Raw genomic sequence first — 13,841 nt, forward strand, 5'->3', positions numbered from 1 at the left:
AGTCGGGGTTCGTCGCCCTTCAGCCCTGTCGGGCCGCCTGGAACGTACGCCGGTAGGCCTGCGGAGAGACGCCGATCGCCGCGTGCAGATGCTGCCGGAGCGATGTGCCCGTGGCGAAGCCGACCTCGCCGGCGACCTGGTCCACCGGCAGATCGCTGGCTTCGAGCAACTGCCGTGCGCGGACGACGCGTTGCTGAATGAGCCAGCGGCCGGGGCTCATCCCGACCTCGTCGTTGAACCGGCGGGCGAACGTCCGCAGGCTCATCCGGGCGTGGGCGGCCAGATCGGCCAGGGTCAGCGGTTCGCCGAGGCGGTCCAGAGCCCACTGCCGGGTGGCCGCGGTGCCCGCGGTCGAGGGTTCGGGCACGGGCTGCTCGATGTACTGGGCCTGACCGCCGTCCCGCCACGGCGGCACCACACAGGACCGGGCCACGCGGTTGGCCAGCTCGCTGCCGTGGTCCTTGCGCACGAGGTGCAGGCAGACGTCCACGCCGGACGCGGCTCCCGCCGAGGTGAGGAGTGAGTCCTCGTCGACGAACAGCACGTCGGCGTCCAGGTCCACGTCCGGGAACATCTTCCGGAACAGCGGGGCCAGCTGCCAGTGCGTCGTCGCCCGGCGTCCGGCGAGCATCCCCGCCGCCGCCAGGACGAAGGCGCCCGTGCAGATGGACACGATCCGGGCGTCCGGCCGGATGGCCCTCAGCGCGGCGGTCACCGCCTCGGGGAGATCGGCGCTGATCTGCGACAGCGCGAACGGCGGGATGACGACCGTGTCGGCCGTGCTCAGCACTTCCGGGCCGTGTTCGACGGTGATCGAGAAGTCCGAGCTGCTGCGCACCGGCCGGCCGTCGACCGTGCAGGTCAGGATCTCGTACCGGCCCTCGGCCGAGCCGAAGACCCGGTTCGGGATGCCGAGTTCGAAGGGGTAGACCCCGTCCAGGGCCAGGACGACGACCCGCTCCACGGATCCGTCGTACTCCCCGTGCCGGGAGGTCTCGGTCGGGTCGGGGCGCTCCCCGCAGGACGTCTGAAGCAACATGGCACGATCCTATCGAACAATGGCAATCTTGCCATTTCCTCGGCTCTCGCGGCCCGGCAGGCTGGAGCGCATGAGCACTGAGAACACAATGCGCGCGATCAGTCAGGACGTCCTCGGCGGTCCCGAGGTCCTCAAGGAAGTGGAGCTGGAGATCCCGAGGCCCGGGCCGAGCGAGGTGCTGATCCGGGTGCACGCGGCGGGTCTCAACCCCACCGACTGGAAGCACCGGGCGAACGGCAACTTCCTCGGGAAGCCGCCGTTCGTCCTCGGCTGGGACGTGTCCGGGGTCGTCGAGGCGATCGGCCTCGGCGTCACCCTCCACAAGCCGGGCGACGAGGTCTTCGGCATGCTGCCGTACCCGTACGGCGTCGGGGCGCACGCCGAGTACGTCACCGGTCCCGCGCGCGCCTTCGCGCACAAGCCGGCCGAGGTCGACCACACGCAGGCGGGCGCGATTCCGCTGGCCGCGCTGACCGCCTGGCAGGCGCTGGTCGACACGGCGGACGTCCGGCCGGGGCAGCGGGTGCTGGTCCATGCGGCGGCCGGCGGCGTGGGGCATCTGGCCGTGCAGATCGCCAAGGAGCGGGGGGCGTATGTGATCGGTACGGCCAGCGCGGGCAAGCACGAGTTCCTGCGGAGCCTGGGCGTGGATGAGGCGGTCGACTATCGGGAGACCGACTTCGCCGAGGTCGTGCGGGATGTCGATGTCGTGCTGGACACGATCGGCGGTGACTACCGGTCGCGGTCGCTCAGGACGCTGCGGCCGGGCGGGCTGCTGGTGTCGATCCTGCCGTCCGGGTCGCCGGCGCTCGCCGAGGAGGCGCAGGGGCTCGGTGTACGGGCGGTGGAACTGCTCGTGGAGGCCGATCAGGCCGGGATGCGGGCGATTGCCGAGCTTGTCGCCGCGGGGCGGCTGCGCGCCACGGTTGCCGAGGTGTTTCCGTTGGCCGAGGCCTCGAAGGCGCATGCGCTGGGGGACACCGGGCGGACCGTGGGGAAGCTTGTTCTTCAGGTTCGGTAGCACCTTGTGGGGCGCGGGTACCACAGGTGGTGTTGAGCTGCGGGCCGGTTGTGGCTGGTCGCGCAGTTCCCCGCGCCCCTGAAGGGGCGCTGCGGTGGGCGTCCGCTGGAAGAGTGCGGGGCGCCCTAGGCGAACGTGAGTACCGGCTTGATCGTCTTGCCCGCGCTCATGTCCTGGACGGCCTGGCCGATGTCCTCGAACGCGTAGGTGCTGATCAGCCGCTCCAGCGGCAGCCGGCCCTTGCGGACCAGCTTGACCAGGGCGGGGATCGCGGTCTGGGTCTCCTGGTCGCCGAGGGTGAGGCCCACCAGTCGCTTGCCGCCGAGCATTCCGTTGACGTCCAGGGCGACCTCCGAACCGAAGGGCGGGGCGCCGACGATCACCGCCGTACCGCGAGCGGCGAGCGCGTCCACGCCCTTGCGCAGGACGATGACGTTGCCGGTGGTCTCGACGACCCCGTCGGCTCCCGCCCCGCCCGTGATCAGCTGGACCGCCTCGACGATGTCCGCCTCGTTGGCGTTCACGGTGTGGGTGGCGCCCAACTCCCTTGCCAGTTCCAGCCGTTCGACGACCTTGTCGATGGCGATCACCGTGGTGGCGGGCGTCAGTGCCGCGGCCATCACCGCCGACAGACCGACCGCACCGGCGCCCAGGATCACGACCGTGTCGCCCGTACGGGGCTGAAGGACGTTCCAGACCGCGCCCACGCCTGTCTGTACGCCGCAGCCCAGTGGCGCGAGGGACTCCAGCGGGATGTCCCGGTCGACCTTGACGAGGCTGCGCTCGTCCACCAACGCCCGCTCGGCGAAGGAGGACTGGCCGAAGAAGTGGCCGCCGAGCGGGGCCCCGTCGCGGCTGATGGTGGCCGAGCCGTCGGCGCGGCGGCCGCCGAGGAGGTTCAGCGGCAGCCAGGCGGCGCAGTACGCCGGGTGGCCGTCGCGGCAGTTGCGACAGGAGCCGCAGGAGGTGAAGGACAGCACGACGTGGTCGCCGGGCTCGACGCCCGTGACGTCAGGGCCGACGGCCTCGACGATCCCTGCGCCCTCGTGGCCCAGTACGCCGGGCAGCGGGAACGGCAGGCCGCCGCTCGCGACCCCGAGATCCGTGTGACACAGGCCCGCGGCCACGATCTTGACCAGGACCTCATGGGCGCGGGGCTCGTCGAGTTCCACGTCGGCGAGGGTGAAGGGCGCTCCCCCGGACTCGACCACGGCTGCGCGAGTGGTGGTGGACATACTGCGAACTCCCTTGGGTGAGGGTGAGTTGAAGGGGTGAGCCTGGCTGCGGGGGGCGTTCAGTCGAACGAGATGACGACGGACTTGACCTTGGTGTAGGAGGCGAGCGCCTCGGGCCCGTACTCGCGGCCGAAGCCGGAGGCCTTGACGCCTCCGAAGGGCACGGCGGGGTCGAGCATCGCCCAGTCGTTGACCCACACGATGCCCGCCTGGAGCCGGTCGGCGACGCGGTGCGCGCGGGCGAGGTCGGTGGTCTGCAGGCCCGAAGCCAGGCCGTACGGCGTGGAGTTGGCCAGCTCGACGGCCTCGTCCTCGGAGTCGAAGGGCTGCACGGTCAGGACCGGGCCGAAGATCTCCTCCTGGACCACCCGGGAGTCGTTCGACAGGCCCGCGATGACCGTGGGCTTGTAGTAGAAGCCGCCGTTCAGGTCGAGGCGCTCACCGCCGCACACGATGCGGCCGCCCTCCTTGCGCGCCAGTTCTACGTACTCCTCGACCTTCTTCAGGTGCCTCTCCCCCGCCATCGGCCCGACGACGGTCTCGGGCTGCCGGGGGTCGCCGACCGGTACGCCGGGGACGGCGTCGGCGAGGATGCCGACCACGGTGTTGTAGAGCGGGCGCGCAACGAGGAGGCGCGGGCCGCCCATGCAGAACTGGCCGGTGTTGAAGACGAAGCCCTTGATGACCGCGCCGATGGCCTTCTCGACGTCGGCGTCCTCGAAGACGATGTGCGCCGCGTTGCCGCCGAGCTCCATGGTGACCGACTTCAGGCCCTCACCTGCGACGCTCGCCGCGTGCCGGCCGACCGCGGTGGACCCGGTGAAGGCGATCTTGTCGACGCCGGGGTTGCGCAGGAGCGCCTCGCCCGCGACCGGTCCCGTGCCGGTGACGACGTTGTAGACGCCGTCCGGGACGCCCGCCCTCTGGAGCAGACCGGCCATGTAGAGGGCGCTGAGCGGGGTCTCCTCGGCCGGCTTGTGCACGACGGTGTTGCCGGCCGCGAGCGCCGGGGCGATCTTCGAGCCGGCGAGGATCAGCGGGAAGTTGAAGGGCGTGATCGCGGCGACGACACCGATCGGGCCGGGCTTGGTGTAGGCGAGGCCGTTGAGCGGGGTGTCCCGGGTCGCGCCGTCCAGGGTCCAGGCGAGGGAGGCGTAGTACTCGTAGTCGTTGGCCGCGTTCGTCACGTCGACGGCGTGGCACAGCGTGATCGGCTTGCCGACGTCCTGGCTCTCCAGGGCCGCGATCTCGTCCGCGTTCTCGCGGATCAGTTCGGCGACGCGGTGCAGCACCCGGCCGCGCTCGCGACCGCTCATCGTGGCCCACGGTCCGTTGTCGAACGCCTTCCGCGCGGCGCGTACCGCCGTGTCGACGTCGGTGGCGGAGGCTTCCGCGACCGTCGTGACCACCTGGCCGGTGGACGGATCGAACACGTCCGTACGCGCTCCGTCGGCCGCCTCGCGCCACTGTCCACCGATGAACAGCTGCCCGGGCCCGCTCTCGAAGGTGGTCGTCATTGCCCACTCCTCAGCCTCGATCGCCAAGATTTCAACCAACAGGATTCCTGTTGGTTCGCAGTCTCTTTACAGACAGGTTTCCTGTCAATGCCCTAGGCTGAACGCATGGTCGTCACCAAGGCACCCCCGTCGCTCCTGTACATGGTCAAGCAGGTGGAGCTCGTCGTACGGTCCCGCCTCGACGAGTTGCTGAAGCCCACGGGGATCACCGCACTGCAGTACACCTCGCTCACCGTCCTGGAGCGGCACGACGGCCTGTCCGCGGCGCAGCTGGCACGCGACTCGTTCGTGACCGCGCAGTCCGTGGCCGACGTGATCCGGAGCCTGGAGACCCGCGGCCTCGTACGACGCGAGCGCAATCCCCGCAACCGCCGCGAGCTGCTGATCCTCCTCACCGAGTCTGGCCGCGATCTGCTCGCCCGGCACGCCGAGCCCGTGCGGGAACTGGAGGAGCGCATGGTCCGGGATCTCACGGCGCACCAGACGGAGCAGTTCCGGCAGGCGCTGTCGAAGGCGTGGCAGTCGCTGTCCTGAAACTGACGGGCGACACGACCTTTAAATCGAAGACATATGTCAATCGAACATGCTGAAATTCACCCCAACGAGGGTAACTTGCTGAGTGGGGGACGGTTGGGCGGCCTCCAGCCGCACACGGTCGCGTCTACGCTCGCAGAACGACGTCACCCTGGCCCCCCGGTGACCCTGTTGGAGGTGATGTCGTCGTGCGCAACGAGTCCGCGCCGTTCACTCCTCATCTGCGTGTCCACCAGGACCGCGGGCACACCGTGCTGGAGTTCCACGGCGAGATCGACATCATCGCGGCGCTGGACATCGTCCCGGCCCTGGACGCGGCCACGGGACACCCGGCCGCGCGGGTCGTGCTCGACCTGCGGCACATCGAGTTCTTCGACTGCTCGGGCCTGCGCCTGCTGTACCGCGCCCGACGCCGGGTCCTCGCCCGGGGCGGGCGGCTGCAGCTGGTCTGCACCCACCCGCTGACCCTGCGCATCCTGCGTGTGACCGGGCTCGACGACGTCCTGCCTCCGCTGTCCAGCATGGACGAGGCCCTCGGCCAGCCCGAGGCCGCCTCGGAGTCCTTATGACGGCGCGCCGCTACCTGAGGATCTTGGTGACCTGACCGGCGCCGACCGTCCTGCCGCCTTCCCTGATCGCGAATTTCAGCCCTTCCTCCATCGCGACCGGCTGGATCAGCTGGACGTGCATGCTCGTGTTGTCGCCCGGCATGACTGCTATTCGGTACTGCCGATCGCCCGCCGTGTCCACGGGCGGGAAAATCGGTTGCGGTCGTATCCGGCCGACGCGCCATGATGGCCGCGCACCGACCGCCGACTCCAGGAGCACCGAATGCGCCGATTCCTCGAAGCCCTGCGCCCCCACCGGACGACAGTTCTCGAGGAATCGACCACCCATGCAGACCCCGCGCACCCTGAACATCGGCATCCTGGCGCACGTCGACGCCGGTAAGACCAGCCTCACCGAGCGGCTGCTCTTCGACTCCGGCGCCATCGACCGGCTCGGCAGCGTCGACGCCGGCGACACCCGTACGGACGACGGGGCGATCGAGCGGCAACGCGGGATCACGATCCGCTCGGCCGTCGCCTCCTTCACCACCGCGGACGTCCAGATCAACCTCATCGACACCCCCGGGCACTCCGACTTCATCGCGGAGGTCGAGCGCGCCCTGGAGGTCCTCGACGGTGCGGTGCTGCTGCTGTCCGCCGTGGAGGGTGTGCAGGCGCAGACCAGGGCCCTGATGAAGACCCTGCGCCGACTGCGCCTGCCCACGCTGGTCTTCGTCAACAAGATCGACCGTGCGGGCGCGCGGGAGGAGGGTCTGCTCGACGACATCCGGCGCAGGCTGACCCCGCACCTCGTCCCCCTCACGGGCGTACGCGCCATCGGCACCGCCCACGCCCACGTCGTACCGCGCTCGCCGGACGAGGCCCGTACGGCGGAGGCGCTCGCCGAGGTCGACCCCGGCATCCTCGCGGCGGTCGTGGACGGTCCGCCGCCGACACCGGACGCGCTGCGTACCGCACTCGCCGCGCGCACCGCCGACGGCTCGCTCCACCCGGTCCTGTTCGGGTCCGCACTCGGCGGCCAGGGCGTCGCGGAACTCGTCGAAGCCCTGCCGCGGTTGATCCCGCCGAAGCCCGCTGCCGACCCGGCCGACCCGCGCGAGGCCGTGGAACCACGCGGCACGGTCTTCGCCGTACGCACCGGACCCACCGGTGAGCGAACCGCCTATCTCCGCCTGTACGAGGGTGAGGTGAGGCAGCGTCAGCGGCTCATGTTCCTGCGGCGCGAGGCGGACGGCCGTGGCACGGAGGTGCCGGGCCGGGCCCTCGGGCTCGACGTGGTGGGCCGGCCGGGACCGCTCACCGCGGGCAACATCGCCGCGGTGACCGGCCTGCACGGCATCCGTGTCGGCGACCGCCTCGGCCGGATCCCGGACCGCGCCCCGCAGTTCGCCGCCCCGACCCTGGAGACGCTGGTCCGCGCGCGGCGGCCGGAGTGTGCGGCACCGCTGCGTACCGCGCTGCTCGCCCTGGCCGACCAGGACCCGTTGATCCACGCGCGGCCCGGCCCCTCGGGCAGCACCGTGCTGCTGCTGTACGGCGAGGTGCAGAAGGAGGTCCTTGCCGCGACACTCGCTCAGGACTTCGGCATCGAGGCCGAGTTCGAGCCGAGCCGCGTCCGGTACCTGGAGCGCCCCGCGGGCACGGGTGAGGCGTACGAGGAGATCCAGCGGCACGGCCACACCGGGTTCTGGGCGACGGTCGGGCTCCGCGTCGAGCCGGGCCCGCGCGGCTCGGGCACGGTCTTCGCGTACGAGACCGAACTCGGCGCGCTGCCCCGCGCCTTCCACCAGGCGATCGAGGACACGGTCCATGCCACGCTCCTCTCCGGCGGCCCGCGAGGATGGCCCGTGACGGACTGCCGGGTCACGCTCGTCCGCTCCGGCTTCGCCGCCCCGCTCAGTACGGCGGGCGACTTCCGCGGGCTCACGCCGGTGGTGCTGCGCCGGGCCCTGCGGCGCGCGGGGACGCGGGTGTACGAGCCGTTCCACTCCTTCGAGGCCGATCTCCCCCTCGACGCGCTCGCTCCGGTGACCGCCCGACTCGCCGCATACGGCTCGGAGTTCGAGGAGACCACGGGAGGGCATACATCGTGGCTGGTCACCGGTGAGCTGCCGGCCCGGCACGTCCGCGACATCGAGCTGCGGCTGCCCGGGCTGACGCACGGCGAGGGGGTGTGGTGGTCGCGGCCCTCGGGGGATCGTCCGGTTCGGCAGCCGGGCCGTGAGGAGCCTGCCCGGACTCGTGAAGGCTCGCGTGACGCCTGAGGGCAAAGGGGCGGAAGACCCCTTGTGTGACCGGCCGTTGCTCGTGGTGCGTCCCGGGCAACAGCCCTCGCACCAGGCAGTCACCGAGGTCCTTACGCAGTCAACCATTCGGTCAACACGCCTGTCTGGCCGAGGATTTGAGGGGCACTAGGAAGGAGGAAGGAGGGCGGCCACATGACGACGTCCCTGAAGCGCATGCCCGGATGGGCCAAGATCCTGAGCGCGGTCGTGCTGGTTCTGGTGATACTCGGTGCCGGCCTGCAGCTGAGCCTGCTGCCCGGACTGCGTGACGTTTTCCGCGAGGAAACCCACGACCGGACAGGACCCACGCTCCTCAAGTCCATTCAGGACATGAGCCGTTACGAAGCCGCCTCGGGCAACTTCCAGGTGGTGGTGGATCTGGAGAAGGACACCAAGTACCTGCCGGACGCGGTCCGTGGCACCCGCACCCTGTACGTGGGCGCGGGCACCGTGGACTCCTATGTCGACCTCGGAAAGATCCGCGACGAGGACGTGAAGGTCAACAAGGACCGCACGTCGGCCACGCTCAGGCTCCCCCACGCCGCCCTGGGCAAGCCCGCACTCGACCCCGACCAGTCCTACGCCGTCTCCAAGCAGCGCGGTCTCCTCGACCGGCTCGGCGACGTCTTCTCGGACAACCCGAACGACGAGCGGGCCGTCCAGCGGCTCGCCGCCCGGCACATCGGTGACGCCGCGAAGAAGACCGAGCTGACCGCCCGCGCCGAGGAGAACACCACCGCCATGCTCAAGGGGCTGCTCGGCTCCCTGGGCTTCAAGGAGGTGAAGGTGACGTACGGGTCATGAGCCTCGGCCCGTGACTCCGGACCGTGACCTCGGCCCGCGCACGCTCGTCGACGCCTCCGTCGCCCCTCCGGCCCGAGCACACCGATCGCCCCGGCAGCAGCAACGAAAGCCGGGGCGATCGGCGGCTCAGGGCCGGGAATCCCGCAACGGTTTCAGCGGAGGGCGGGGCACGGCGGCACCGGGGCGCTCACGCCCCTCCCCCGCCGACGACATCACAGGCCCGCACACATGTCGTCGGCATCTTCGACCCCTTCGGGGGTACTCGCCTGTCATCGGACGACAGTTGAAAACTGGAGGGTTGAATGGCCCGCGCAGTGTCACGCCCGCGCATCGCACTACGCCTTCGCTCCACCTCTCATTCCGGCGCCAAGAAGACCAGCCCTCGCACCAAGAAGTCGCGTTCCCCCGACGCCAAGTCCGACCCCCGCTCGTCGACGGCTCCGGGCGAACGACGACCGCTTCCCTTTGTCGTACGGCTCCTGGTCATGCTCGTAGCCTTCGCCGCCATGGTGGCCTTCGCCGCCGCGCTGGCCCGGATCACACTGCAGCCGTCACCGGCCTCCGAGGCCCTGACGCACAGCAACCTGCATCCGGGCCGTTCCCTGCGCGCCTATCTGGACCAGCCCGAACTGCGGGACGCGTTCAAGCAGATCGGCGGCAACCTCCTCCTCGGCATCCCCTTCGGAGTGCTGCTTCCCGTCCTGGTCCCCAAGGCACGCGGGATCCTGCGAGTGCTCCTCCTCACGGCGGCCGTGATGATGATGGTCGAGCTGGTACAGGGGGCGGTGATCACCGGACGAGCCTTCGACGTCGACGACGTCATCCTCAACACCAGCGGGGCGCTCGTCGGTTACCTGCTCCTCGGCCGCCGGCTGAACCGTGCGGTGCATCCGCGCAAGCGCCGCCGCAAGAACTCGGAGGCGTGAAGGGCTGAAGGCTTGAAGCCGTGAAGGCGTGAACGCACGGAGCCCGGAGCGAGGAGGCGCGGGGGCTTGAGGGCGTGAGGGTGCGCGTCGAGGTGTGCGAGGCGTGAAGGAATGGTCCGTACCAAAGCCTTGACGCTCCCTTAGCTCACCTCTTAAATCAAGAGTCGAAGCGCGCACCCCCCACCTCAGTCGGCATCCATCCCCCACAGGGATCGCCGTACGGAAGGGAGAGTCGTGGACTCGCCACGCCTGCTCCGCAGATGCCTCCTCGCCACCCTGTCCGCCGTGCTCCTCGCATCCGCCGCGGTTCTGCCCGCACAGGCGGATACGGGGCAGGCCGCCACAGGGCAGGCGGGTCCCGAGCCGAAGGCCGCCGCGGCCGTGACGTTCTCGGACACCTTCGACGGTGCCGCCGGTTCGGCCGTCAACTCCTCGAAATGGCAGATCGAGACCGGCGACAACGTCAACAACCACGAGCGGCAGTACTACACGTCCGGCGCCAACAACGCGGCCCTGGACGGCCAGGGCCACCTGGTGATCACGGCCCGACGCGAGAACCCGAACAACTACCAGTGCTGGTACGGGCGTTGTGAGTACACCTCGGCCCGCCTCAACACGGCGGGCAAGTTCACGACGACGTACGGCCGGGTCGAGGCCCGCCTGAAGGTGCCGCGCGGGCAGGGCATGTGGCCCGCCTTCTGGATGCTCGGCAACGACATAGGGCAGGTCGGCTGGCCGAACTCGGGCGAGATCGACATCATGGAGAACGTCGGCTTCGAGCCCTCGACGGTCCACGGCACCCTGCACGGCCCCGGCTACTCCGGCTCGGGCGGCATCGGCGGCGCCTACTCGCTGCCCGGCGGCCAGGCCTTCGCGGACGCCTTCCACACCTTCGCCATCGACTGGAGCCCCGACGCGGTCACCTGGTCCGTGGACGGCAATGTCTACCAGCGGCGCACCCCCGCCGATCTGGGCGGCAGGCAGTGGGTGTTCAACAAGCCGTTCTTCCTGATCCTCAACCTCGCGGTCGGCGGCTACTGGCCGGGCGACCCGGACGGCTCGACCTCGTTCCCGCAGCAACTCGTCGTGGACGAGGTGAAGGTGACGACGAGCGACGGCTCCGGAGGCGGTGCGCCCGTCAGAGGGCTCGCGGGCAAGTGCGTCGATGTGGCGGGCGCCAGTTCCGCCAACGGCACGCCCGTTCAGCTCTACGACTGCAACAGCTCCGCCGCCCAGCAGTGGACCGTGGCCTCCGACGGCTCGATCCGTGCGCTGGGCAAGTGCCTGGACGTCACGGGCAACGGCACGGCGGACGGTTCGACCGTGCAGCTCTGGGACTGCGGGGGCGGGGCCAATCAACGCTGGGTGGTCAGCGCGGCGGGCGACATCGTGAATCCACAGGCCAACAAGTGCCTGGACGTGACGGGCAACAGCTCCGCCAACGGCACGCGGCTCCAGATCTGGACGTGCTCGGGCGGAGCCAACCAGAAGTGGACCGTCGGCTGACGGGGCGGAACAACTGACCGACGCGGGAGCACCACCCGCCGGTGCGGGCGTACGGCCGGCTGACGCGGGGGGTCGGCCGTGCGCCCGCACCGGCCCGAATCGAGCCCGGCCGGGACCACCGGCCGGGCTCAGGTCGTTCGGGCACAGGCCCACTGCGCACAGCCCGTTCGGGCCCCGGGTGCACGACCCGGGCTCCGCGTCAGTCGGTCGCCTCGCAGTCGGTGTCCTGCAGCTGGATCGGCCGCGTGGCGTCCAGGCCGACGTACGCCGTGAAGGTCGCCGTGTCCTCACCCTGCTCGCCCCAGTGCGTGGTCACCGTGGCGTAGCCGACGCCCGCGGACTGGGCCGTGCTGACCGGGCCGATGTCGATGGACCGCGGCTCGTTCTGCGCGCAGAGCAGGACGTCGACGCCCTCGCTCTGCGCGACCTTCTCCTTCAGGTGCTCGGAGATGCCGTACTTCCGGGCGAAGTCGCCGGGCCCGTGGTCGCCGTAGAAGTCGCCGAGGAAGGTGTGGATCTCCTCGGCGGTGTAGCGGCCGTTCGGGTCCACGGAAGGTGCGGCGGAGGCCGGTGCGGTGGAAGCGAGTCCGAGACCGAGGACGGCCGCGCAACCGAGGGCGAGGGCGACGCGCCTGGTCGGGCGCGTGACGGTGCGGAACATGTGAGGTACCCCGTTTTTCCTTGCTGTGCCCATGAGTTGGGCTGGTCACAGGAGCAGACCCGCCACCCCCGGCGGGCGTTGTGCTCTCCTCCGTCGCTGTTTCCGTTCCCGGACATTTACTGCACATTCGTCACGCACTCCGTCGTGCGACCCGTTCGTCACGTGGCACGCCCGATCTCTCGGGCGTGCCACTCCCCTCCTGAGGTCACCCGCCGGGCGCGCGGCCGGCGGCTGTCAGCAGTTCATGGCCCAGGTGTGCGAGTCGCCGCGGTCGTTGGCCACGCCGTTGTAGCCGACCTCCTGTCCGGGGGTGAGGCAGATCGTCATGTCGCCGCCCTGCCCGGAGTTCTCGTACACCCGGACGTGGTCCTTGATGCCGGGTCCGGAGATGCCGTGGTTGGCCCAGGAGGAGTCGGTGTCGGCGATCCAGCTCTCCCACCAGCCGTCGTCGCCCGACCAGTTGGCCCGCTGACCGGCGAAGTTCGCGTTCTCCCAGACGCAGAACTCACCGCTCGGACAGCTGGCGGCGCCGGCGGGCGAGGCCAGGGCCAGACCGCCGCTCAGGGCGAGGACGGCCGCGGCGGCGGAGACGGCGAAGCGCTTGATGATCACGAAGGGGTACTGCCTTTCTCTTGGTTCTCCGGAACGGTCCGCTCGGCGTACAGATCCGCCGCGCGGTGCAGTGCGCGGGTGCGCAGCTGCCGGTAGGTGGTCAACTGGTGGCGCCGCTCGGTGCGGACCTGGTCCAGCAGGGCGGGTTCCAGCCGGGCGCGCACCTCGTCGAGGCCGCTCTCGCGTGCGCAGCGCGCGGCGAGAGCCGGGGCGGGCCGCTCGGGCCCGGGTCCGTCGTCCGGTGTGGCGCACTTGGCCCAACGGCCCTGCGCCGCCCGGTAGTCGGAGTCGTCCTTCAGTCGCAGCCCGACCTCCGCGCGGAGGTTGTTCACGACGACCTGGGCGCGGAACCAGCGCCGCTCGTCCCCGTACAGCTCGCGCTGAGCGGCGGCGAGGCAGCCGTCGGTGTGCGCCTTGACGGTGTATCCGGTGGCAAGGGTGATGGAGAGCTCGGGACGGCCGCGGCCGAAGAGGGCGCCCTGCAGCCGCCGATCCTCGGCGTCATCGGTTCCGTTCTCCCGCCGTTCTTCGGCGGCTCCTTTCGAGGACAGCCCTCGCCGGGCCAGGCACCGTTCGACGAGAACCTGCTGAGCGGCCTTGATGAGGTCGTCCCGCCCGCGCTCGGTCCTGGGAAGCGCAGGCGTGTCCCGTCCCGCACCGGTCGGCGTGGCGCACCCGCCCAGTGTCAGCAGGGTCACTACGACAAGGGCGGCGCCGAGCGCACGCAGCAGTCGCACGGCTCAGCCGGCCTCGCAGCCCATCGTGGTGTCGGACACCCCGTCGAGGCGGGCGCCCCAGGGCCAGTTGTCGGCCAGGTCGTGCGCCCGGATCAGCCGGTGGTAGCAGGTGCCGCGGGCCCAGTCGATGGCGTACACGGCGGTGTCCGCGTCCGAGCGGAACGAGGCCGCCTTGTCGTGGAGCGACTCCGGTACGTCCGTATAGCCCGGTGGTGTGTAGCACCAGGACGTGCCGTGCTGTCCGGCCCCGGTCCAGAAGCACACGGAGCCCGCGGCGGGTGCCGTGGGCGCGGCCGTCGTGGCGGGAGCGGCGCCCAGAACGGCGACGGCGGCGAGCAGGGCCGCGGGCAGGGCGAGGCGACGGAACATGACGACTCCAGTCGTACGAGGGAGGG

14 protein-coding genes and 1 pseudogene are annotated in these 13,841 nt (G+C 70.6%); 7 read left to right on the top strand and 8 right to left on the bottom strand.

The genetic code is table 11. The features are described from left to right. Nucleotides 1-19: 19 nt before the first annotated feature. A complete protein-coding gene (locus OG718_RS10785; protein ID WP_443055333.1) occupies nucleotides 20-1,036 on the bottom strand; it encodes a GlxA family transcriptional regulator in 1,017 nt (338 codons plus the stop codon). A 73-nt stretch (nucleotides 1,037-1,109) separates the two neighbouring features. Here OG718_RS10785 and OG718_RS10790 point away from each other — a divergent pair, with 73 nt between their 5' ends. Then, nucleotides 1,110-2,060 carry an NADP-dependent oxidoreductase gene (locus tag OG718_RS10790; RefSeq protein WP_143634884.1) on the top strand — a complete coding sequence of 317 codons (951 nt, stop codon included), beginning with the start codon at nucleotides 1,110-1,112 and terminating at the stop codon, nucleotides 2,058-2,060. A 125-nt stretch (nucleotides 2,061-2,185) separates the two neighbouring features. Here the strand turns inward: OG718_RS10790 and OG718_RS10795 are convergent, their stop codons facing one another. Beyond that, nucleotides 2,186-3,295, bottom strand: a complete 1,110-nt coding sequence (locus OG718_RS10795; RefSeq protein ID WP_328844019.1) for an NAD(P)-dependent alcohol dehydrogenase — start codon at nucleotides 3,293-3,295, stop codon at nucleotides 2,186-2,188. A gap of 59 nt (nucleotides 3,296-3,354) precedes the next feature. Continuing rightward, entirely contained in the window at nucleotides 3,355-4,812 is a 1,458-nt protein-coding gene (locus OG718_RS10800) for an aldehyde dehydrogenase family protein (RefSeq protein ID WP_328844020.1), read from the bottom strand. A 105-nt stretch (nucleotides 4,813-4,917) separates the two neighbouring features. Between OG718_RS10800 and OG718_RS10805 the strand changes: the two genes are divergently transcribed. Together OG718_RS10805 and OG718_RS10810 are read left to right on the top strand one after the other, a co-directional pair. After that, nucleotides 4,918-5,346 (top strand): MarR family winged helix-turn-helix transcriptional regulator, encoded by a 429-nt coding sequence (locus OG718_RS10805; RefSeq protein WP_143634878.1) that lies wholly within the window; start codon nucleotides 4,918-4,920, stop codon nucleotides 5,344-5,346. 188 nt (nucleotides 5,347-5,534) lie between these two features. Next, nucleotides 5,535-5,915, top strand: a complete 381-nt coding sequence (locus OG718_RS10810) for an anti-sigma factor antagonist (protein WP_143634876.1) — start codon at nucleotides 5,535-5,537, stop codon at nucleotides 5,913-5,915. Nucleotides 5,916-5,925: 10 nt separating this feature from the next. Here OG718_RS10810 and OG718_RS10815 read toward each other — a convergent pair. Next, nucleotides 5,926-6,063, bottom strand: a pseudogene (locus tag OG718_RS10815) (elongation factor Tu); the annotation flags it as partial. 178 nt (nucleotides 6,064-6,241) lie between these two features. On the opposite strand from OG718_RS10815, the gene otr(A) reads away from it, so the two are divergent. The 4 genes from otr(A) to OG718_RS10835 all read left to right on the top strand — a co-directional run bounded on the left by otr(A) (nucleotide 6,242) and on the right by OG718_RS10835 (nucleotide 11,436). Continuing rightward, nucleotides 6,242-8,179 (top strand): tetracycline resistance ribosomal protection protein Otr(A), encoded by a 1,938-nt coding sequence (otr(A), locus tag OG718_RS10820; RefSeq protein ID WP_328844021.1) that lies wholly within the window; start codon nucleotides 6,242-6,244, stop codon nucleotides 8,177-8,179. Between the two features lie 174 nt (nucleotides 8,180-8,353). Beyond that, entirely contained in the window at nucleotides 8,354-9,004 is a 651-nt protein-coding gene (locus tag OG718_RS10825) for a DUF4230 domain-containing protein (RefSeq protein ID WP_143634872.1), read from the top strand. Nucleotides 9,005-9,306: 302 nt separating this feature from the next. After that, on the top strand, nucleotides 9,307-9,930 hold the full coding sequence (locus OG718_RS10830; protein ID WP_143634870.1) for a VanZ family protein: 624 nt from the start codon (nucleotides 9,307-9,309) through the stop codon (nucleotides 9,928-9,930). A 234-nt stretch (nucleotides 9,931-10,164) separates the two neighbouring features. Then, on the top strand, nucleotides 10,165-11,436 hold the full coding sequence (locus tag OG718_RS10835; protein ID WP_328844022.1) for a ricin-type beta-trefoil lectin domain protein: 1,272 nt from the start codon (nucleotides 10,165-10,167) through the stop codon (nucleotides 11,434-11,436). Nucleotides 11,437-11,635: 199 nt separating this feature from the next. Here the strand turns inward: OG718_RS10835 and OG718_RS10840 are convergent, their stop codons facing one another. The 4 genes from OG718_RS10840 to OG718_RS10855 form a co-directional block, all read right to left on the bottom strand. After that, the gene (locus OG718_RS10840) at nucleotides 11,636-12,097 is read right to left on the bottom strand and encodes a hypothetical protein (protein WP_306936195.1); all 462 of its coding nucleotides are present in this window, start codon (nucleotides 12,095-12,097) and stop codon (nucleotides 11,636-11,638) included. 234 nt (nucleotides 12,098-12,331) lie between these two features. Further along, nucleotides 12,332-12,703 carry a peptidase inhibitor family I36 protein gene (locus OG718_RS10845; protein ID WP_186001096.1) on the bottom strand — a complete coding sequence of 124 codons (372 nt, stop codon included), beginning with the start codon at nucleotides 12,701-12,703 and terminating at the stop codon, nucleotides 12,332-12,334. A gap of 2 nt (nucleotides 12,704-12,705) precedes the next feature. Next, the gene (locus OG718_RS10850) at nucleotides 12,706-13,446 is read right to left on the bottom strand and encodes a hypothetical protein (protein WP_328844023.1); all 741 of its coding nucleotides are present in this window, start codon (nucleotides 13,444-13,446) and stop codon (nucleotides 12,706-12,708) included. A gap of 3 nt (nucleotides 13,447-13,449) precedes the next feature. Continuing rightward, on the bottom strand, nucleotides 13,450-13,815 hold the full coding sequence (locus OG718_RS10855) for a hypothetical protein (protein WP_306936197.1): 366 nt from the start codon (nucleotides 13,813-13,815) through the stop codon (nucleotides 13,450-13,452). Between the last annotated feature and the right edge of the window lie 26 nt (nucleotides 13,816-13,841).

This window comes from Streptomyces sp. NBC_00258 (genome assembly GCF_036182465.1).
Taxonomy (GTDB): domain Bacteria; phylum Actinomycetota; class Actinomycetes; order Streptomycetales; family Streptomycetaceae; genus Streptomyces.